The organism is Bradyrhizobium sp. 21 (assembly GCF_023073335.1).
Classification (GTDB): domain Bacteria; phylum Pseudomonadota; class Alphaproteobacteria; order Rhizobiales; family Xanthobacteraceae; genus Bradyrhizobium.
Genome location: NZ_JADPJG010000031.1, coordinates 40,147 through 57,574 on the forward strand (window position 1 = coordinate 40,147; position 17,428 = coordinate 57,574).

Genomic DNA, 17,428 nt, shown 5'->3' on the forward strand with positions numbered 1-17,428 from the left:
AAGGAGTCGCGGCTAATAGTCGCCGGGGTTCATGATCATCGGGCTTCTCGTATCGGCCGGCGCGAGCGCGCTGCTGGCACTGTCACGCAGGAAGCGGTCGAGTGTCGCCTGGATTTTCTCCTTGACCGCGTCGGGACCGCGATCGCTCATCTCGGTGTGCTGCGCGCCGGTATGGACGATGTCGATGCCAAGCGCCTTCGCCTCCTCAGGTGTTGGAAGCACGCCGGGATCGGTCTGGAAATGCGGATCCTTGGAGCGAAACGACAGGATCTTCATGTTGTCGCTGAGTACGAAGGGCACGCGCAGATTGTCGAGCGTGATCACTTTCGACACCAGCTCCGGATGCTGATGGGCGACATACATGGAGACGTCGCCGCCATTGGAATGCCCAACGAGAGTGACGTGGTCGTAGTCGGTGTTCTCCTGCCGTTTCTTCAGTTCGCCCAGGGTGAAGAGGATATTGGCCTCGCAGCGTATGTAGACCTCGCGCCGGCCGACATATTGCTGGCCGACATGGGTCATCAGTGGCGGATCGCTGGGCAGGTCCTGCTGGATGCTGGCAACGAGATAGCCGCGCGCCGCGAGCACGTTGGCGAGGAAGGAATACTCGGTGGCCTTGACGGTGTTGCCGTTGCTGATGATGGCAAGCGGAAGCTTCCACAGGCCGAGATTGGCCTTGGTCTCGTAGTCGCGCCGCACCGCGACCTCGATCGTAATCGGCCGCTGGCGCGAGGCGTCGAACAGGGTCAAAACCTCATGGCGGATCGCGAACCGGCTGACGACGAAATACTGGCCGACGCCGATCACGCAAAGAAACGCCAGAACTGCAAACACCCTTTTCATGGACCGGTCTCAAATCACTATCGGCTGAACATGGTCATCGGAAGCTCCCGGATCGAGCGATCGTGAGCAGGCTACGGGATTAAATTTAGGCAAGTCTGTGAGGAGGGCCGCAAAAGGGCCGCAAGGCATGCAGCGAAGAAGGCCGCTCGGCTAGAGGCAGCCGCCCTTGCCGCGTTCGGGGCAGAGCCGGAATGCGCTCGACAGTGTGAACAGGAAGCGCGGGCTGCGGCGCTCGTTGTCGGGCGCCCGGTAGCTCAACGGGACGGCCACGCCGAGATCGGCCTGGAAATCGTCCGGCAGAAAGAATCGCACGCCCGCCCCGGCAGAGGTCAACGCCAAGCCGTCGTTCAGGCGGTAACCGTCGTTCCAGACTGCGCCGGCGTCGCCAAAGGCGTAAAGCTGATAGCCGGTCCAGTAGCGGAAATTGAGCTTCTGGTCGAAGCGCAGTTCGAGTGAGCCGGCAAGACCGTTGTCGCCGCTGATCTCAGCCGCGCCATAGCCCCGGCCGAAGGCAGCGCCGCCGAGATAGAATTGCTGCGAGGTGAACAGCGGCCGCGACGCCGTCTGGCTCGCAGCGGAGAGCTTGAACGACCAAATGTCATTGAATGTCTGGTAGCGCGTGAACCAGAGGTTCAGCACCGAGAAGTTCGATGACGCACCGTCACGCGACAAAAGATCATCGTCGAAATGCGAGGCGCCGAAAATGTCGAGGCCCTGTCGATAGGACAGCGTCGCGAAATTGGTGCCGCCGAAATGATCCTGGACCCGGTAATCGGCGCTCAGGCTCGCGGTCCTGATGTGGTCGTTGTACCAAGGGCCGTAAAGGTCATGTTCGGACACATTGCTGAAGGTCGTCGCCGCAGTCAGGGTCAGCGAGGAGGATTGCGACTGCAACGGGACGATGCTGGCACGCAGCTCGAACGCTTCGGTCGTGGTGATGTCGCTGTCGAGGCGGCGGGCATCGCCCGGCCGCACCGCGCTGTACAGGACGGACCCGCCGAGACGCACGCCGTCGACGCCGACGGGCGCGTCATAGGACAGCCGTGCGAAGCCGAGCTCGCGCGGGTCGTTGGCAATGGTGGATAGATTGACGGCCAGCGTGTCGCCGGGCGTGAGGTAGGAGTTGAACGCGCCGGTCGCGTAGGTCTGCCACGGGCCGACTGAGGACGAGCCGAGATTGTCCAGGCCGAACGACGAGAAGACGTGCCAGGTCTTCAAATAGACGATGAGGCGGAAGCGGCCGGTCGAACCGCCGATCTCCTCCAGCGCAGTATCGGTGATCCTGACGCCCGGCCTGCCGTTGATGAGGAAAAGTTGACGTTCCAGCGTTGCCAGGCGTGACGGTTGCTCCGCCAGAACGGGCCCAAGCATCGGTCTCACGCCGAACTGCTCGGCGCCGTCGCCTTTCAACTCGGCCTGCACGATGGCGCCTTCGACCACCTGAATCCGGACCAGGCCGTCGGCAATGTCCTGCGGCGGCACGATCGCCCGGCTCAGGTGAAATCCATCGGCGCGGTAGAGATCGCTGATCGCGCCGGCAATCACGGCGAGATCCGCTTGCGAAACCTTCTTGCCGACATAGGGCTGGTAGACCGCGGCGATGCGATCGGGGGAGACGGCCTGGGCTCCGCTGACTTGGATGCTGCGCAGCACGAACTGCGGCTTGGTATCGCCGCCGGTATTGGGCTGGCCGACTGTCGGTCGCCTGACCGGAGGACGGCCCAGCGATTCCCGCTCGGCTTGGTTTTCAAAATATTTCTCGGGCTGGCGCGGATCGAAGCCCGGCTGGTTCGCCTGTTGTGCGAAAGCGGGGGAAACTCCCGCAAAAGTCGGCACCAACAGCACCAATGCGGTAAGGAGATGCCGTTTCTCAACGCGCGCAACGAGTCTTTCCCCGTAGTTTGACGGAGAAGTGCCCGTGAGACGGTAAGAATTCGTTAGCCGCATGATTTTTCATAGTTTTTTATGGTCAATGAACCGTTAATGCGACGGCTCCGCTATCCGCTTTCCGCTAATCCTATGTTGAGTGATTTCGGATACCCCTCAGATCGGCTGTAACGCGGACTGAGGAATCGTCATGCTGGGCAAAATTGGAATGCGGCGCGCCGTCGTGGCTGCGCTGATCCTGGGATCGGCCTCCGGCGCATCCGCCGCGGACGATGGCGTCTGGTCGGTCGGCAAGGCCACCGGCGAGGTCTGGGTCGCCACCAACGGCGCCCAGCAAATATCGTTGACGCAGCAGGAGGCGCTCAAGCCCGGCGATACCATTCGCACCGGACGTAACGGGCGCGTCCTGCTCGTCCGCGGCGAGGAAACCATCCTGATCTCTCCCAACTCGGTGGTCGGCTTGCCGACCGAGAGCAAGGAGGGTCTCTCGACCACCATCATCCAGCAGGCAGGTTCGATCCTGCTCGAGGTCGAAAAGCGCAACGTCAAGCATTTCGAGGTCGAGACGCCCTATCTCGCCGCCGTGGTCAAGGGCACGCAGTTCAGCGTCACCGTGGGCGCGGGCAGCACCAAGGTCGGCGTGCTCCGCGGCCAGGTCGAGGTCTCCGATTTCAAGACGGGACAGATCGCCCAGGTGCTGCCGGGACAAGCCGCCACCGTCTTCGCGCACGGCAAGCCCGGCCTCAGCCTGAGCGGCGCCGGGACGTTCAATCCGATCGAGCATGGCAAGCCGCGCGCCTCGACGATCGAGCGCGTCCCCGTGCCGAAATCGGGCCTGTCCGCCCCGCGCAACGCCGCGAACGGCCACGCGATCCATGCGCTCGGTCCGATCGACAAGGGTACGAAGGCGGCCGCCGCGCCGAAGCCATCGCATCAGGCCGCAGGAGGTCACCTTTCCAAGGCCGGCGGCTCCAAGGCTGGCGTCGTGCGCATCTCGAGCTCGCTCGGCGAGGTCAAGCTGAACTTCCACAAGGTCACGAATGGTCTCGCCCATGGCGCCGTTGCTCCCGGACAGGTGCGCAACGCGAACGCCAGCACCGAAACGGTCTGGGGCGATACGAAGGCGAGCACGACATCATCCAACGGCGCCGTCCAGACAGCGGTCACGACAAGCAGCGGCGTGACCGCTGGCAGCACCAGCTCGACGGGTGCGAGCGCGGCAATAGCCGCGGCGACAGCCGGGTCATCCAGCGACAGCTCCGGGACCAGCAGCGGCAAGTCCGGCGGCAACGGCAATTCCGGCAACGGGAATTCCGGCAACGGCAACAAGGACAACAACGGCAACGGCAACGGCAACAGTGCCACCGGTAACGGCAAGGGCAACAACGGCAACGGCAACGGGAATGGCGGCGGCAACGGCAGCAATGGTCATGGCAATGCCTACGGCCACAACAAGCACTAAGGCGATGTCCTAGGGGATGAGGGGGCGCACCCGCCGACGCGGGTGCGCGGGAGGATCGGGTGAAACGCTACCGGCCGCATGTTCTTGTCGTGACCGCGCTCGCGGTGGTGCTGTCCACGGGGTGGCACGCTTCGCTTCGCAACGCGCTGACCGACCTGCGGTTCGCATGGCAATCGCGTGCTGCGAGCGGCAATGTCGTCGTGGTCGGCATCGACGCGCCCTCGATCGACCAGATCGGGGTGTGGCCCTGGCCGCGCCGGTTGCATGCGGAACTGCTGCACAGGCTGGCGGCGGCGGGAGCGCAGGACGTCGCCTTCGACGTCGATTTCAGCACGCCATCCGATGCGGCCTCCGACGAGGCGTTGGTCACCGCGCTTCGGGAGGCCGGCGGCTCGACGATCCTGCCGTCCTTCAAGCAGCCGACGCCGAATGGCGGCGTGCCCCATATCAATCGTCCCCTCAAGCCGTTCAGCAACCAGTCGTGGCCGGCACTCGTCAACGTCGCGATCGAATCCGACGGGCTCGTTCGCCGCTATCCGTTCGGCGAGAAGCTTGGCGACGCCTTGATGCCGTCGATGGCCGTCGTGCTGGCCGGGCAGGACGCCAATCGGCGGCCGCCTTTCCTGATCGATTTCAGTATTCGGGCGGGCTCCGTCCCGAGTGTCTCCTATGTCGACGTGCTCCGGGGCGATACCGCCACTCTGGACAAGCTGAGAGACAAGAAGATCATCGTTGGTGCGACGGCGCTCGAACTTGGTGACCGGCTCAGCGTTCCAAACGGCCGCATCGTCCCGGGACCCATTCTCCAGGCGCTGGCGGCAGAATCGATCCTCCAGAACCGGATGCTGCGCTGGACCTCCGATATCGGCATGATCCTGGGTCTCGGTGTGATCTGCCTGCTGATGATGTATTCGTGGCGCCGTTTCGCACCGGGAATGCGCGTCGCAATTCTGATCTCGGCCGGAGCAGCCTGCGAGCTGGTCGCCGTCCTCGTGCAGGCAAGATGGCCCTTCATCATCGACACATCGCTGTTCCACATCGCGATTGTCGCTTATCTGACGGCGATCGCACTGGACGAAATTGATTTTCGCAGTCTCATGGGGCGTATCGCCGAAAGCCGCTTTCATCGTATCGCGATGTCGCTCGGCGATGGCCTCGTCTGCACCGACGAGGATCAACTGATCACGGTGTGGAATCCCGGCGCCAGTGCGATCTTCGGCTATATGCCTGCCGAGATCATCGGCCGCCCGTTCGAAACGCTGTGCGCCGTGCCGGTGAACGGTGAGGCGAGGCCGTCCACGCGCGACGCCGCACGCCAGGCCCTCCTCGCACCCGGCGGGGCGGTCGTCGTCGAGTTCGAAGGGCGGCGCAAGAACGGTGAAACTTTTCCCGTCGAGGCGAGCTTCTCCGGCTGGCAGGGAACGGATGGATTCCAGTACGGAGCCATCCTGCGCGACATCTCGGTCCGCAAGCGGGAGGCCGAACGCGTCAGATATCTCGCCGAATACGACGCGCTGACCGGCCTTGCCAACCGCAACACGCTGCATGCCGGCCTGGTGGGCATGATTGTGGATGCACCTCGGCGCTCTCGCGAGATCGCGCTGCTCGTGATCGGGCTCGACGGCTTCCAGAGCATCAACGACATGCTGGGTCATTCCGTTGGAGATCTCGTGCTGCAAGCGGTCGCCATTCGCCTGAAGGACCAGGCTGGGGATGGTGCTATCGTTGCCCGGCTTAGCGGAGACGAATTCGCCATTGCGCGCGAAAGCTCAGATGGCGCCGAGCCGATCGCAGAGTTCGCCGAGCGAATTGCGCGCGCGTTCGAAGCGCCGCTTGCAACCGTAACGCGGCAGCATCGTGTCAGGATCAGCATTGGCGTCGCCGTCCATCCGGAAGGCGGGCACAATGCGGACGAACTCCTGAGCAATGGCCATCTCGCGCTGACCAAGGCAAAGCTGACGCGGCGCGGCAGCCATGTGATCTTCGAGAGCGCGATCAGGCAGGAGTTGGAGAACCGGCTGACGCTGGAGAGCGAATTGGCGCTTGCCGCGGATCGCGGCGAGTTCGAGCTGTTCTACCAGCCCCAGGTTCGCCTGATCGACGCCAGCCTGGTCGGCGCCGAAGCGCTCATCCGTTGGCGGCATCCCGTGCGCGGTTACGTCTCGCCTGGAGAGTTCATGCCGGTGGTCAACACCTCGGAGCTGTCCGAGCGGATCGGAAATTGGGTGATGGAGACCGCCTGCCGGCAGGCACGCACCTGGGAATTGTCTGGCGACCCTGTGCGCGTCGCGATCAACCTGTCGCCCTCGCAGCTCCACTCCGGCGATCTCGCGCATTCGGTTGCGACGCTTCTGGACGCAACGGGGCTGACGCCGTCGCTGCTCGAGATCGAGGTCACTGAAGACATCCTGCTCCACGACGAAAGCCGCGTGCTCGACATGTTCAAGCGGATCCAGCAGCTCGGCGTCCGAATTTTGTTCGACGATTTCGGTACTGGCTATGCGAGCCTGAGCTATCTGAAGAAGTTTCCGCTCGACGGGCTCAAGATCGACCGGTCGTTTGTGCTCGATCTGCTGGCGCATTCCGACGATGCCGCGATCGTGGGGTCGACCATCGGCCTCAGCAAGCAGCTCGGCCTCACGGTCGTGGCTGAAGGCATCGAGAATCGCGCCACGGCCGATTTCCTGGTGAGCATGGGATGCGAGGAAGGGCAGGGCTATTTCTTCGGCCGCCCGATGCCGGCGGAAGCATTCGAGCGGCAATTCCTCGCCGCCGAGTGCGCCGCCGTCAGCGCAGCCTGACACTTGGGCTTCGCGATGAAAAATCCCGTGAGATCGCTTGCAACAGCCACAACGGTCGCACTTCTTCTGGTCGACACGCGGAATGATTCGGAAGAGTCGCCGCGGACGTCGCGACGACTCTTCGATGGTCACAGCATTAGGGCGACTTGGCCCTTTCACGGGCTGCTCCGACTGCATCCATCCCGGTCTGCCTGATCCGATCCAGAGCCTCGCCGCCAGTATCGGAAACCTCTGCTAACAGCGTGTCGGAGTTTTCGCGCAACGCCTGCGACACTGCACCGACGCGGCTGTTCAGGTCGGCCTTCATAGCATCGCTGGTCTCTCCGACATACTCATTCTCGATGTCGGTGGTTTTGAATGCCCCTGCGACAGCGGCGCCGATGGCCAACCCGACCACGCCAATCACAAGCGGCTGCCTTTCGAGCACATCAGACAACGACGACTTTGCTTTTGAGACGGCTTCGCCACCCGGAACCTGGTCGCCCACTTTGGCGAAACCATCCCGCACCATCTCTACTCCGCCCTCGAACTGGGCCCTCATCTTGTCGGCGGTCTCTGACAGAATGCCGGATGCGGCGCCCTTGGCTGACCGTACCGTACCGCCGCCGTCGAGTGACCCTTCGTGATCCATTTCGGGCGCCGTGGGAGGCGCCGCAGTGCGCTGGAGCGCCGATGCCGTACTCCGCATCGTGCTCACTCCGCTATCGACCACACCGGAGGCGGCAGCCGCCGTGGACCGAGCCGCGCCCTTGATCCTGTCGTCACCAGCCATAAGCCACAGCGCGCCGCCCCCAATAAGGACTGCGGCAAGGGGATTTTCCTTGGCGGCTGCGACCAGATTATCGAAAAAGCCAGTTTGCGTGCTGCTCATCGGACCATTCCCTTCACAGTGTCCTTGTCCTTTTCCAGCTGCCGGATGGTCTCCCGTGGCGCAAGATTACGGGCATCCAGCCGGTTGATGCCGACTGCAAACAGCACGCCCGCAATGGCTCCAGCGACAATCGCGGATGTCAGGTAGGAAAGCGGTTGCGACCATCCCGCGGAGATCAGCGCCGCCGACAGCGCGAACAGCGCCATCACAATGGCGGGGATCACCAGGAGAGCGCCACCGGCAAGGAGGCCTGCGGCTCCCGTTATCTTCTGCACTCTGTCGCTGAGTTCAGCCTTGGCCAAGTCGATCTCGTTCTGGAACAGCTTGGCGAACTGACCCATCGCGTCGGTTGCCAGCGTGGAGATGGTCCGAAGATCGTTCTGGCTTGTCTTGATATCATGCTGAATGGTCATGACACGCTGCCGCCTTTGAAGGATGTGGTCCGCTGCGGATTGTTGCCGGATGCCGATGAGCCCTGCGTGGATGCGTGACCGGTTTTGGTGGAAGACGTGGTTCCGCGCCATTCGTCGCCCTGGGCCGAAGACGTTCCACTTTTCATTCCAGGTCGCGATGAAGGCGAGTCACCGCCGGAGGCCTTCAAGAAGCGGACGGCGGCGAAACCGGCGAGCACCGAGATGCCAAGGAAAGCGGCTGGCTGACGCTTCGCGAAATCGGTTGCGCCGTCGAGGAGATCGCGGAAGCTGCCGTTGCGGATCTTCTCGGCGGTATCTTCAACATAGTCCGCGGCGGAGTTGATGCCGCGGGCGGCAAAAGGCACGTCGCTCTCGAAGGCGCGAGCCGCTTCCCGAACATTGCCGGCCAGTCGCTCAATGAACTCGGCTCCAGACCGCTGCTGCTCGCGTGCCTGGCCGCGAATCTGGTCCATGGTCCCCGAAGCGAGGTCCTTGGCCGCATCCCCCGCTTCCTTGAACTTGTCCTGGGCGACGTCAGCCGTTGCCTGAAAGGCCTCCTCGGCCCGCTGCTTTACAGTCGCTCCAGCCTCCGCCATTTGGTCCTTCAGGTTCTTGGGAGAACCCGCGTTCCGATCTTCATTCGAGTTCGTGCCTCTGCTCAGGTCTAGATCGCTCATGGTGCGTTCCTTCAGGTATTGGAATTGCGGGAAGAATTGAAAGCGGCTCCAACGACGTCGTCGGCGGCTGTCTTGAGCGAGTCAGCGAGGTTCTGAGTCATGCGGCTGGCATGCTCACCGAGACCGGCCTCGGCGACTCTGTTTGTTGCCGCGTCGGCTGCCGACACTGCGGCATCTTTTGCCGCGTCCAATCCGGATTGAGCGGCCTCGGCGGCGGCCCGCTTCACGCCGTCGCTCGCCTGGCCCATTGCCTTCGCTTCAACCTTGGTTTCCGGAAGGGCGGCTGCGACGACGGCTCCGATCGCCACCCCAAGGCCGGCGATCAACGCTGCATTATCGCTGATAATCGCGCGAGCTTGTTGGGGCGCTCTGCCGGCGGCGTCCTTCGCTGCGGAGGCACTGTCCTTCGCGGCATCCACCCCGCTCTTAAGCTTCTCGCCAATCGTATCGGCGGCCTGGGTGGCCCGTGCTCGCAAATCCGCCGCGAGACCGGCAGTCGAATCTTGCGCGATATTGGCCATGCTGGCGGCCTGATTACCGGCGGAAGATAGTTGATCCGTGAAATCGCCTTGCATGGCGCGCGCACGGCCCGCCATGTCCTCGAAAACCTCGCCCGCCTTCTCCATTGCGGGGCCGGAAACCTCGGCGGCGCGGTCTCGCACGCTTTTCGAGGTGAGCGCCAAGCCGGCACCGATCATTAAAAGCGGCAAGGGGACACCGCGCGCGAAGCGCAGAAGTGGAACCGCTACGGCCGTCCCGGCGGCCACGGCCCGCATAGGGTTGTCCATGATCTGCTGTTTCAGTCCGTCGACCCAGCTCTTTGTCGTGTGGGTGACATAGTCGGATACTTCCGACTTGATGTGCTGCGGCGACACCTTGTGGCGGATGTCCTCGGCCGTCTCCGAGACCTGCTCTTTCAGCCGATCGACCGTAGCTGCCAACTGAGCGCGACTTCGCTCGGACTCACGTCTTAATTCCTCCACGGACCGCGTCATCGCATCACCCTCTCTCGCTTTTCGGATTTGTTGTAATCGAACTCACGGTTTTTTGAGTTGTTCCTAATGATGGGCTCCAGCGGTGCATTCCATTCACAGAGCGCACTCGCCACGGGTGAGAGCGTGATCGGATCTTCGCCAAGCGAGACGAAATGGGGGACTACGATTGAGGACCAACGGGGTTGAGCGCCAAGAACGAACCAGCTGAACGACAGCCGATCTCCGGTCAGCAAGAATTGCGGACATGAGCGCCAGACGATCGCCAGCAGCATAGAAGCCAGTCACACTCGCCGGATCGGCGGCGGCAATCTGCAGTCCCACCCCCTTGAGAGCATCCGCAATTTGCTTTGCGAGCAGCTTGGTTTCTTCAATTCCAGTTTCGCGTCCGGACGATGTGCAAAAAAGGCGCAAAACGTCGTGAAGATGATTGTATTCACGTGGTGCGGATCGATCATTTTGCGGCACTCGAAATGCCGCTGCTTATCGGCGGCCGCATTATCGGGAGAGCTGACCGTCTCTATTAAACAGATTTCTATGGATTAGATTGTCGCACGCAACCGGCTGATGTTGGCGGTAAAGCCGGACATAAGGCGCCAGCCGCTTAATGAGCATATCCTCTAGCGCCGACGCGCCACCGCGACGCCGAACAGGAAGGCAACGAACAGGCTGGCAAGCGGTGCTTCGCGCGTGATCGCGGCGACGGTCGCGAGAGGCCGGCCCGGTTTCCTCGCTTCGTCGACAGCGGACGTCATGCGGTCGACTGCTGCACGCAGGCCACCTGCAACTTCACCGACCGTGCGGGATACGTCCGCCGCAGCATCGATGGCGCGCTCGGCCATGCCGGGTTGGGAAGTGGACTGCGGGATCTCCGTGCTCAAGTGCGCGACCTCCGGATTGATCATATGACGGAGGCCGGTACCTTTGGCTATCCGCGCGAGCGCTCGTTCTGAACAGCGGGTCACACGACCTTTGGCTATCCGCGACAGGCGCCGTGGTTTTTACGGCGGGTACCGGCCTTGGATGAGCAATGCGGCGCGCGGGATATTGTTCCGAGATGATCCACGCCTGCGCGGGCCTTCCCCCGTGAAACGACGGATGCGAATCTCTGTTAGGCTGGCTCAACCTTGCTGATCTCTGGAGACAGCTGTGACCGATCGGACCACGACGGATCGAGCCCGGCGCATCGCCTTGCTCGGCGCGCCCATCGACATGGGAGCTTCGCAACGCGGCACCCTGATGGGTCCCGCGGCGCTCCGCACCGCCGGCCTTGCGACATTGCTCGAAAGCCTCGACTTTGAGGTCGTGGATTACGGTGATCTCACGGTGGCCGAGGTCCGGGACCTCGCCGACCAGCCCCCCGAAAAAGCCAATCACTACCGTGAAATCCAGCGCTGGACCCGCGTGCTGAGCCGCAGAGGCTACGAGATCGCGCAAACCGGTGCGCTGCCGATCTTCCTCGGCGGCGATCACACGCTGTCGATGGGATCGGTGAATGCCATGGCCCGACACTGGCGGGAGCGCGGACGCGAGCTGTTCGTGCTCTGGCTCGATGCCCATGCCGACTACAACACGCCGGCGACGACGATCACCGCCAACATGCACGGCATGTCGGCGGCGTTCCTGTGCGGAGAACCCGGCCTCGACGGATTGCTCGGCGATGATCCGCGCGTCTCGATCGATCCCGACAGGCTCGACCTGTTCGGCGCGCGCTCGATCGACAAGCTCGAAAAGGAGTTGATGCGCGCGCGGCGGATCAGGGTTGTCGACATGCGCCAGATCGACGAGTTCGGCGTCGCGGTGCTGATCCGCCGCGTCATCGAGCGTGTCAGGGCCGCCAACGGGGTGCTGCATGTCAGCTTCGACGTCGATTTTCTCGACCCCTGCGTCGCACCGGGAGTCGGCACGACGGTGCCGGGTGGAGCGACCTATCGTGAGGCGCATCTGATCATGGAGCTTCTGCACGATTCCGGCGTGGTCGGATCAGTCGACATCGTCGAGCTCAACCCGTTCCTCGACGAGCGGGGCCGCACCGCGCGCACCGCGGTTGAACTGATCGGCAGCCTGTTCGGCCAGCAGATCGCCGACCGGCCGACCCCAAGCAACGCGATCGCGCCGGGCGAGTGAATCGGCGAAGACGGCCCACTGAGGCAGCCTTACTCTCCGACGGCTTTCCTTCTTTCCAGCATCGCCATCTCAACTTGGTCGGCGAGAACCGTAAGGTGACTCACTAGCCGGTCGAATACATCCTGCTTAGCTTTGTCAGTCGTGAGATCGCGGATCATGGCGCACTCGGCCGCCTCGGTCCGCAGCTTTTCGAGTTTGGCCAGGTAGTCGTCCATGTCCAGCCGCCGGCGTCGATTTCCGCTCGGGATAATCCGGCAACCGAACTGCGGAGTCAATCACCTCGTGAATTTCGGACGTCTGGGAAATCAAGCAGCTTACGACCCCTAGGTGGAAATCCTCGCAGGACTCAAAACCGGGCAGGAACATTCTCGCAATTGCCAAATTTTCCCGATGCCCTTCCCCAAGGGCGACCCCGTATGGCCCCAGCTCGAATGCCCCCCATACCCCGCGAGCTGGGGCTTTTTTCTTTCGGGGAGGCTGGATATCGCGCGTGCACACTCATCCCGCTCTGTCGGTGTCAGAGGATCTGGCTCCGGAATGTCTTGCCAGCGAGATCGGGCGGCGACGCGGCCGGAACATTGCCGACGCTTCATCGTTCCCAGTGAGCCGGCGTGAACGTAGGCAGAAGCCATGAAATGGATGCTTGTGGTCCTCGTCGGCGGCGTCGCGCCCGTCAACACCGATCTCGTATTCGATAAGTTCAGTGACTGCCTGTCCGCCGAGGAGCAGATGCGACAGCATTACGCTGATGCGTTCGATGCCTGGGACCGTTTGGCCGCGGCAAGAATTGACCGGCGTCACGACTACAAGAAGGCCCGCGACCTCGAGGCGAAAAGACTGCTAAGCAATGTAGGGACCTGTGTGCCACATGGCGGGGGAGATATCGTTGCGCCTGCGGAGCAGCCCAAGCCGCCCGCAGCACCTTCGCAGCAGCCTGCTGCGCCGCCGCAGCCGACGCCGCGAACTTAGCGGTCGCGATAGACCCATGGGCACATCGGCTGGCACATCGGCCCCAAGCGGCGGCTGAGAGGCGGTTATTCGCCGCTGTTGGGTTGGGGAGACGCCGACATTACCTCGCCCGCACGATCTCTTCTTCGGGTCAACGAAACGCGCGCCTCCTCGAAAAAACCGCGCTCATTCGGAGCGCGGTCTCATCCGAGTTGCCGAGTGAAACTCTCACCAGCGGTGATGATGCCAACGGTGCCGCACGGAAGGATAGGATCCGCGGTAATAAGCGTAGGCAGGGCGCACGACGCGGCGATAGCGGTAGCCGTAGGTAACGGGCTGCGTGTAATAGCTGGTCGTGGTGTATCCGCCGCCCCAACGATAAGGTGCATCGTACGCGTCGTCGTAGGCGTATGGGCCGCCATAGTAGCCGGCGCCATAGTAATCAGCGCCGTAGTAGCGTGGACCGAAGCCGTCGTAGCCGTAGCCAGGCCCCCAGCCATAGGCGGAGGAGGCAAGCCCACCGATCACGGCACCTGCAAGGAGGCCGCCGGCGATGCCCGGTCCCCAACCTCGCCAATGCGCTTCGGCTGGAGACGTCGCCGCGATCGAGCTCAAACCGAGAGCGCCGGCCATCAGTGCCGACATTGCAATCTTCTTCATTGCGATACCTTTCACATCACAGCTGCTTCTGCCCGTGCGTGAATAACGGGAAAAATAAGCAATGGTTGCTAGCTTTCCTGCCGTCGCTGTTGCCCGCGGCCGCGGCGGACGGCACACGAACCACAGGATTCACGGCGACCTGATCTGCACGATTCCAGATGCCCGGGAAAACCTGGAAACTTTCGAGAATGCCTCGCGTTGGCAGCGATGGATTTGGTGTCTGGAGAGCAAGCATCGTGGACGACGCCGTGTTGAAGATTGCTACTGAAACCGCCTGGGCGGTCTACCGGGCACGGCATACCGATGTCGACGCATTCGACAGCCGGCGATGCCTGCTGGAACGCCATTTGCTCAGGAGAAAGGAAGAGTGCGCGAGCGAGGCCCAAGAACTCGCCAGTTTCGGGATAGCCTACCTGTGCCGGCTTCCCGGCGACGAATGTTGACGAGCATGAAAATGCTCCTCGCACGCGTGGCCCGCGGAAGCACAAGGCCCAGTTGGACGCTACTCGCGATTTCGTTTCTTATCTCGGCGGTGATCGTGGTGGCCTTGCGCGTTGCGTTCGGCAGTTAGTTACGAACACACTACGAAGCCCAGGTTAAAGTGCCGGGCTTGCGCCGCAGGGCGAGCCCGATCGCGCCGGGGCCTGGTGCAGAGGGCTGCAGTCCAGCAGCCTGATCCTCCCGGAGGCGTCAAACCTCAAAAGCGCGCTCATGACACCAATATTGGTGACGTAGGAAATGACAGTTCCGTTATCCGAGGGACTGAGATCGTCTAACGTGCCTGCCGGATATTTCCGGAGGCGGTCGACCCAAAAGGCACGAAGGGCCTCACGGCCGGTAATGGTTTGCACGCCGCAGCAGCCGCAATGCACCACGGCATCGTCCGAATGGAGTTCCATGATCGTTTCGATATCGCCGGCGCGGTAGGCATCAAGCCAGTCAACCGCAACGGCCATCGGGTCAAAGGGGAAATTTGTCATTTGCTGCCGTCCAAACCGATTTACTCCAGGGAACCAAATCGCTCATTTGTATTTTATTACTCCACCGGGCCACGGCCATATGCCGAAGGACATAGAGGACCGGGGCCGAGGCAAAATCGATGTTGGACGCATCTGCCAAGCAGGGGATCCTCAAACCCATCCGGCTTGTGCTCGTTGATCGGCAACCGATCGTCCTCCAGGGATTGAAGTCGATACTCGGGACCCAGCAGGATTTCGATGTCGTCGCGTCGACCAGCGATGGGACAAGCTGCCTCGAGGCCATTCGGAATTTGTCGCCCGACGTCGCCCTCATTGCCGACACCCTGCCGGATCTCACGACTCCCGACATCCTCGCCATCGCGAAAGCCGAGAGGCTCTCCACGCGCCTGGTGTTCTTTACCGAATCGGACACCGACCACGATCTGACCGCAGCGATTGCGGCCGGCGCCTGCAGCGCAATTTCGAAATATGCCGCTCCCGGCACCATGCTGCGCTCGCTGCGCCTAATGACAAAGAGCGGCGTCTCGCTGGAGCAGTCCGATCTCTCGCTAACCGGCAACGAAGCTGATGGCGGCGGCAAGCTCGAAAAGATGCTGGAGCTCTTGACGCCCCGAGAACGTCAGATTGGCCGACTGGTCGCGGAAGGAATGTCGAACAAGGAGATCGCGCGCCGCCTCGACGTTTCCCAGGGGACAGTCAAAGTCCACCTGTACAATATTTTTCAGAAGCTCGAGATCACCAACAGGACCGTGCTTGCGACCATCTCTTTGTTGCAACGCACCTCTGGCTTCGGCGCGCTCGCTCTCGCCTTTGTGGTGTTCGCGATTGCGGACGAACTCAAGGCGTCGGAAGCAAACGATATGTTTGCGCATGACGATGGCCGCGGACACACGGGCGAGCACGCCGGTTATGAGGTCTGGAAGAAGGCCATTCTCCAACGCCTCATCGTCTCGGAATCCGCCGGGACGCCCCCGTTCACGGAGAAGGACTTGCTTGCCAAAGCAAGCCAAGTCACGACCCCCGCGGCAGCAATGGAAGCGCTGCGCGCGGCGGAGCAATTCCTGGGCTCCAAACCGTTGAAGGACGGCAGTGCTGTTGGATCGAGCACGCCAAGTTTTGCTGCGCTTTTGCTGCGAGGAACCAACGACACTCCGGCCGGAGGTGCTCCCCCCGCGGAAGATCACCTTCCGCGGCTTGCTTCCAATCCGATGTCGCTTCAGGGGGGCTATGGCACCTTTGCGGCTCTTGCCGGGGCCTTGATATATGCATTGAGCGACCCTCATGGCGCCGCGCAGGCGCATGAGGTGGATCAGGCTTTGGTTGAGAACCTCCTGGCTGGCATCGGAGACAAGGCCGCTACAAAACTGGACTCGGTCCGCGATGTTGACGCCGATCGTGCGGACATCGCAGCTCCGCACTTCCTTTCGCACGATTCCGGTCCGCATTCTGCCGTTGCGACCATTGCAAATAGCGTCACGCAAGAAAGCATTCAGGGGCAAGCGGGCCCGGACGGCGCGGGCCACCACCTCCAAACACCTATTGGCATAGTGGCCTCTGGTCACGATTCCAGTCCGAGCGGACATAGCCTCGATCAGCTGACTGGGGGCAGTTTTGAAAAAATTGTTGATCGCTCTCCGAGCGATTCCAAGTTCGATCCCAAGTTCGATCCCAAGTCGGTCTCTTCCGATTCCGTCCTGGATGTCGCATCCGGGCCGGGGAGGCTCAATCTTGCGGCTTTCGGCGCGCTTGCCTGGGTGCATCTGACGGCAGCGACCAAATCCATCCCGCCACATACCCTCGCCTGGATCTACGATCCCGCAAGCAATCAAACGATCGTCTATGTGAACCCGACCGACCACATCCTTGATGTCGGCGATCGCGGGTTGCTGGAAGTCCATTTGCGGGGGATCGTTGCCATTGCCGAGGCGGAGGTCGCGACCCAACCAGCCGGCGCGGCTGTCGCGGTCACCTTGGAGCAGCTTGAACAAGCGCTGATATCGGGGACCGCAACCGAAGAGACTGCTCTGAGTGCGAACAGCGGCCACGCAAGCGAGAGTTCGCCCGGGGTGACGGGATTTTGGAGCGCTTCGGCCGATGACGGCTTGAGCTTCCAATTCGCGCACGTTCGGACCGGCTCCGGGACGTCGGCAAAGTCCAGCGCCTTCGCGCCCGGCTCGGCAGACACGACAGAGGAGAGTACCGGAGCGTCCGGTGTGCCGGCTTCCGGGTCATCGATCGCGTCCGGTCATGGTTCGACGCCTCCGGCAGTCGAGAATCCCACCTCGAAGAGTGAGCCGACAAATCCGAACGCGGGCACTCTCCCGACCACGCAGAACGAGATCGTTCCATCGGTTGTCGAGACGGCCGACAACACCGATCATGGCAACTCTGATCACGCTTCGGACAAGGAAAAGGCGAAGGGCGCGGCCGCGGAGACGGCCGAAGGGGAGTCCAATCACGGCAACGGCGTCGGGAAAGGTAATGAGCACCATTCCCAGGCGGCGGACAATTCGCCGGTAGCAGGGTCCGGTGGAGTCGAGCACGGCAATTCCGACCATTCGGCGCCGGCCAAAGGAGCGAAAGCAGGCGAGGGCGTCGCGACTGGTGGCAACACGGACCACGGCAACTCGAAGCACGCTGCGGAGCCGGGCTCCGCGAAGGCGGCAGCCACGGAGACGGCCGAAGCGAAGTCCAATCCCGACAACGGCAACGGCGCCGCGCATGGCAATGAGCACCATTCCCAGGCGGCGGACAGCTCGCCAGTAGC

The 17,428-nt window shown here is 62.5% G+C and carries 16 protein-coding genes; 6 read left to right on the plus strand and 10 right to left on the minus strand.

Features of this window, described 5'->3' with window-relative positions; translation table 11 throughout:
- Positions 1-12: 12 nt before the first annotated feature.
- Both IVB31_RS24155 and IVB31_RS24160 read right to left on the minus strand, forming a co-directional pair.
- Positions 13-843, minus strand: coding sequence for an alpha/beta hydrolase (locus tag IVB31_RS24155; RefSeq protein ID WP_247328567.1), 831 nt, complete (start codon positions 841-843; stop codon positions 13-15).
- Positions 844-993: 150 nt separating this feature from the next.
- Entirely contained in the window at positions 994-2,790 is a 1,797-nt protein-coding gene (locus IVB31_RS24160; RefSeq protein WP_247328569.1) for a POTRA domain-containing protein, read from the minus strand.
- A gap of 130 nt (positions 2,791-2,920) precedes the next feature.
- Here IVB31_RS24160 and IVB31_RS24165 point away from each other — a divergent pair, with 130 nt between their 5' ends.
- Both IVB31_RS24165 and IVB31_RS24170 read left to right on the plus strand, forming a co-directional pair.
- Complete coding sequence (locus IVB31_RS24165) at positions 2,921-4,192, plus strand: FecR family protein (protein ID WP_247328571.1); 1,272 nt, start codon at positions 2,921-2,923, stop codon at positions 4,190-4,192.
- 59 nt (positions 4,193-4,251) lie between these two features.
- On the plus strand, positions 4,252-6,993 hold the full coding sequence (locus tag IVB31_RS24170) for an EAL domain-containing protein (protein WP_247328573.1): 2,742 nt from the start codon (positions 4,252-4,254) through the stop codon (positions 6,991-6,993).
- Between the two features lie 136 nt (positions 6,994-7,129).
- Here the strand turns inward: IVB31_RS24170 and IVB31_RS24175 are convergent, their stop codons facing one another.
- The 5 genes from IVB31_RS24175 to IVB31_RS24195 form a co-directional block, all read right to left on the minus strand.
- A complete protein-coding gene (locus tag IVB31_RS24175; RefSeq protein ID WP_247328575.1) occupies positions 7,130-7,864 on the minus strand; it encodes a hypothetical protein in 735 nt (244 codons plus the stop codon).
- Positions 7,861-8,277, minus strand: a complete 417-nt coding sequence (locus IVB31_RS24180; RefSeq protein WP_247328577.1) for a phage holin family protein — start codon at positions 8,275-8,277, stop codon at positions 7,861-7,863. The genes IVB31_RS24175 and IVB31_RS24180 overlap by 4 nt, the downstream gene beginning before the upstream one ends.
- Positions 8,274-8,954, minus strand: coding sequence for a hypothetical protein (locus tag IVB31_RS24185; protein WP_247328579.1), 681 nt, complete (start codon positions 8,952-8,954; stop codon positions 8,274-8,276). The genes IVB31_RS24180 and IVB31_RS24185 overlap by 4 nt, the downstream gene beginning before the upstream one ends.
- A gap of 11 nt (positions 8,955-8,965) precedes the next feature.
- The gene (locus tag IVB31_RS24190) at positions 8,966-9,949 is read right to left on the minus strand and encodes a DUF3618 domain-containing protein (RefSeq protein WP_247328583.1); all 984 of its coding nucleotides are present in this window, start codon (positions 9,947-9,949) and stop codon (positions 8,966-8,968) included.
- A gap of 617 nt (positions 9,950-10,566) precedes the next feature.
- A complete protein-coding gene (locus tag IVB31_RS24195; protein WP_247328586.1) occupies positions 10,567-10,827 on the minus strand; it encodes a hypothetical protein in 261 nt (86 codons plus the stop codon).
- A gap of 268 nt (positions 10,828-11,095) precedes the next feature.
- Here IVB31_RS24195 and rocF point away from each other — a divergent pair, with 268 nt between their 5' ends.
- Positions 11,096-12,073: an arginase gene (gene rocF, locus IVB31_RS24200; RefSeq protein WP_247328589.1), complete on the plus strand. Its 978-nt coding sequence runs from the start codon at positions 11,096-11,098 to the stop codon at positions 12,071-12,073.
- A 29-nt stretch (positions 12,074-12,102) separates the two neighbouring features.
- Here rocF and IVB31_RS24205 read toward each other — a convergent pair whose 3' ends face one another.
- Positions 12,103-12,288, minus strand: coding sequence for a hypothetical protein (locus IVB31_RS24205; RefSeq protein WP_247328594.1), 186 nt, complete (start codon positions 12,286-12,288; stop codon positions 12,103-12,105).
- A 415-nt stretch (positions 12,289-12,703) separates the two neighbouring features.
- Between IVB31_RS24205 and IVB31_RS24210 the strand changes: the two genes are divergently transcribed.
- Complete coding sequence (locus IVB31_RS24210; protein WP_247328597.1) at positions 12,704-13,042, plus strand: hypothetical protein; 339 nt, start codon at positions 12,704-12,706, stop codon at positions 13,040-13,042.
- A 207-nt stretch (positions 13,043-13,249) separates the two neighbouring features.
- Here the strand turns inward: IVB31_RS24210 and IVB31_RS24215 are convergent, their stop codons facing one another.
- Entirely contained in the window at positions 13,250-13,696 is a 447-nt protein-coding gene (locus IVB31_RS24215) for a hypothetical protein (protein WP_247328599.1), read from the minus strand.
- Positions 13,697-13,917: 221 nt separating this feature from the next.
- Between IVB31_RS24215 and IVB31_RS24220 the strand changes: the two genes are divergently transcribed.
- Complete coding sequence (locus tag IVB31_RS24220; protein WP_247328602.1) at positions 13,918-14,124, plus strand: hypothetical protein; 207 nt, start codon at positions 13,918-13,920, stop codon at positions 14,122-14,124.
- Positions 14,125-14,277: 153 nt separating this feature from the next.
- Here the strand turns inward: IVB31_RS24220 and IVB31_RS24225 are convergent, their stop codons facing one another.
- A complete protein-coding gene (locus IVB31_RS24225; RefSeq protein ID WP_247328604.1) occupies positions 14,278-14,661 on the minus strand; it encodes a nuclear transport factor 2 family protein in 384 nt (127 codons plus the stop codon).
- A gap of 119 nt (positions 14,662-14,780) precedes the next feature.
- Here IVB31_RS24225 and IVB31_RS24230 point away from each other — a divergent pair.
- The coding region (locus IVB31_RS24230; protein WP_247328606.1) for a LuxR C-terminal-related transcriptional regulator at positions 14,781-17,428 on the plus strand (2,648 nt) is incomplete at its 3' end.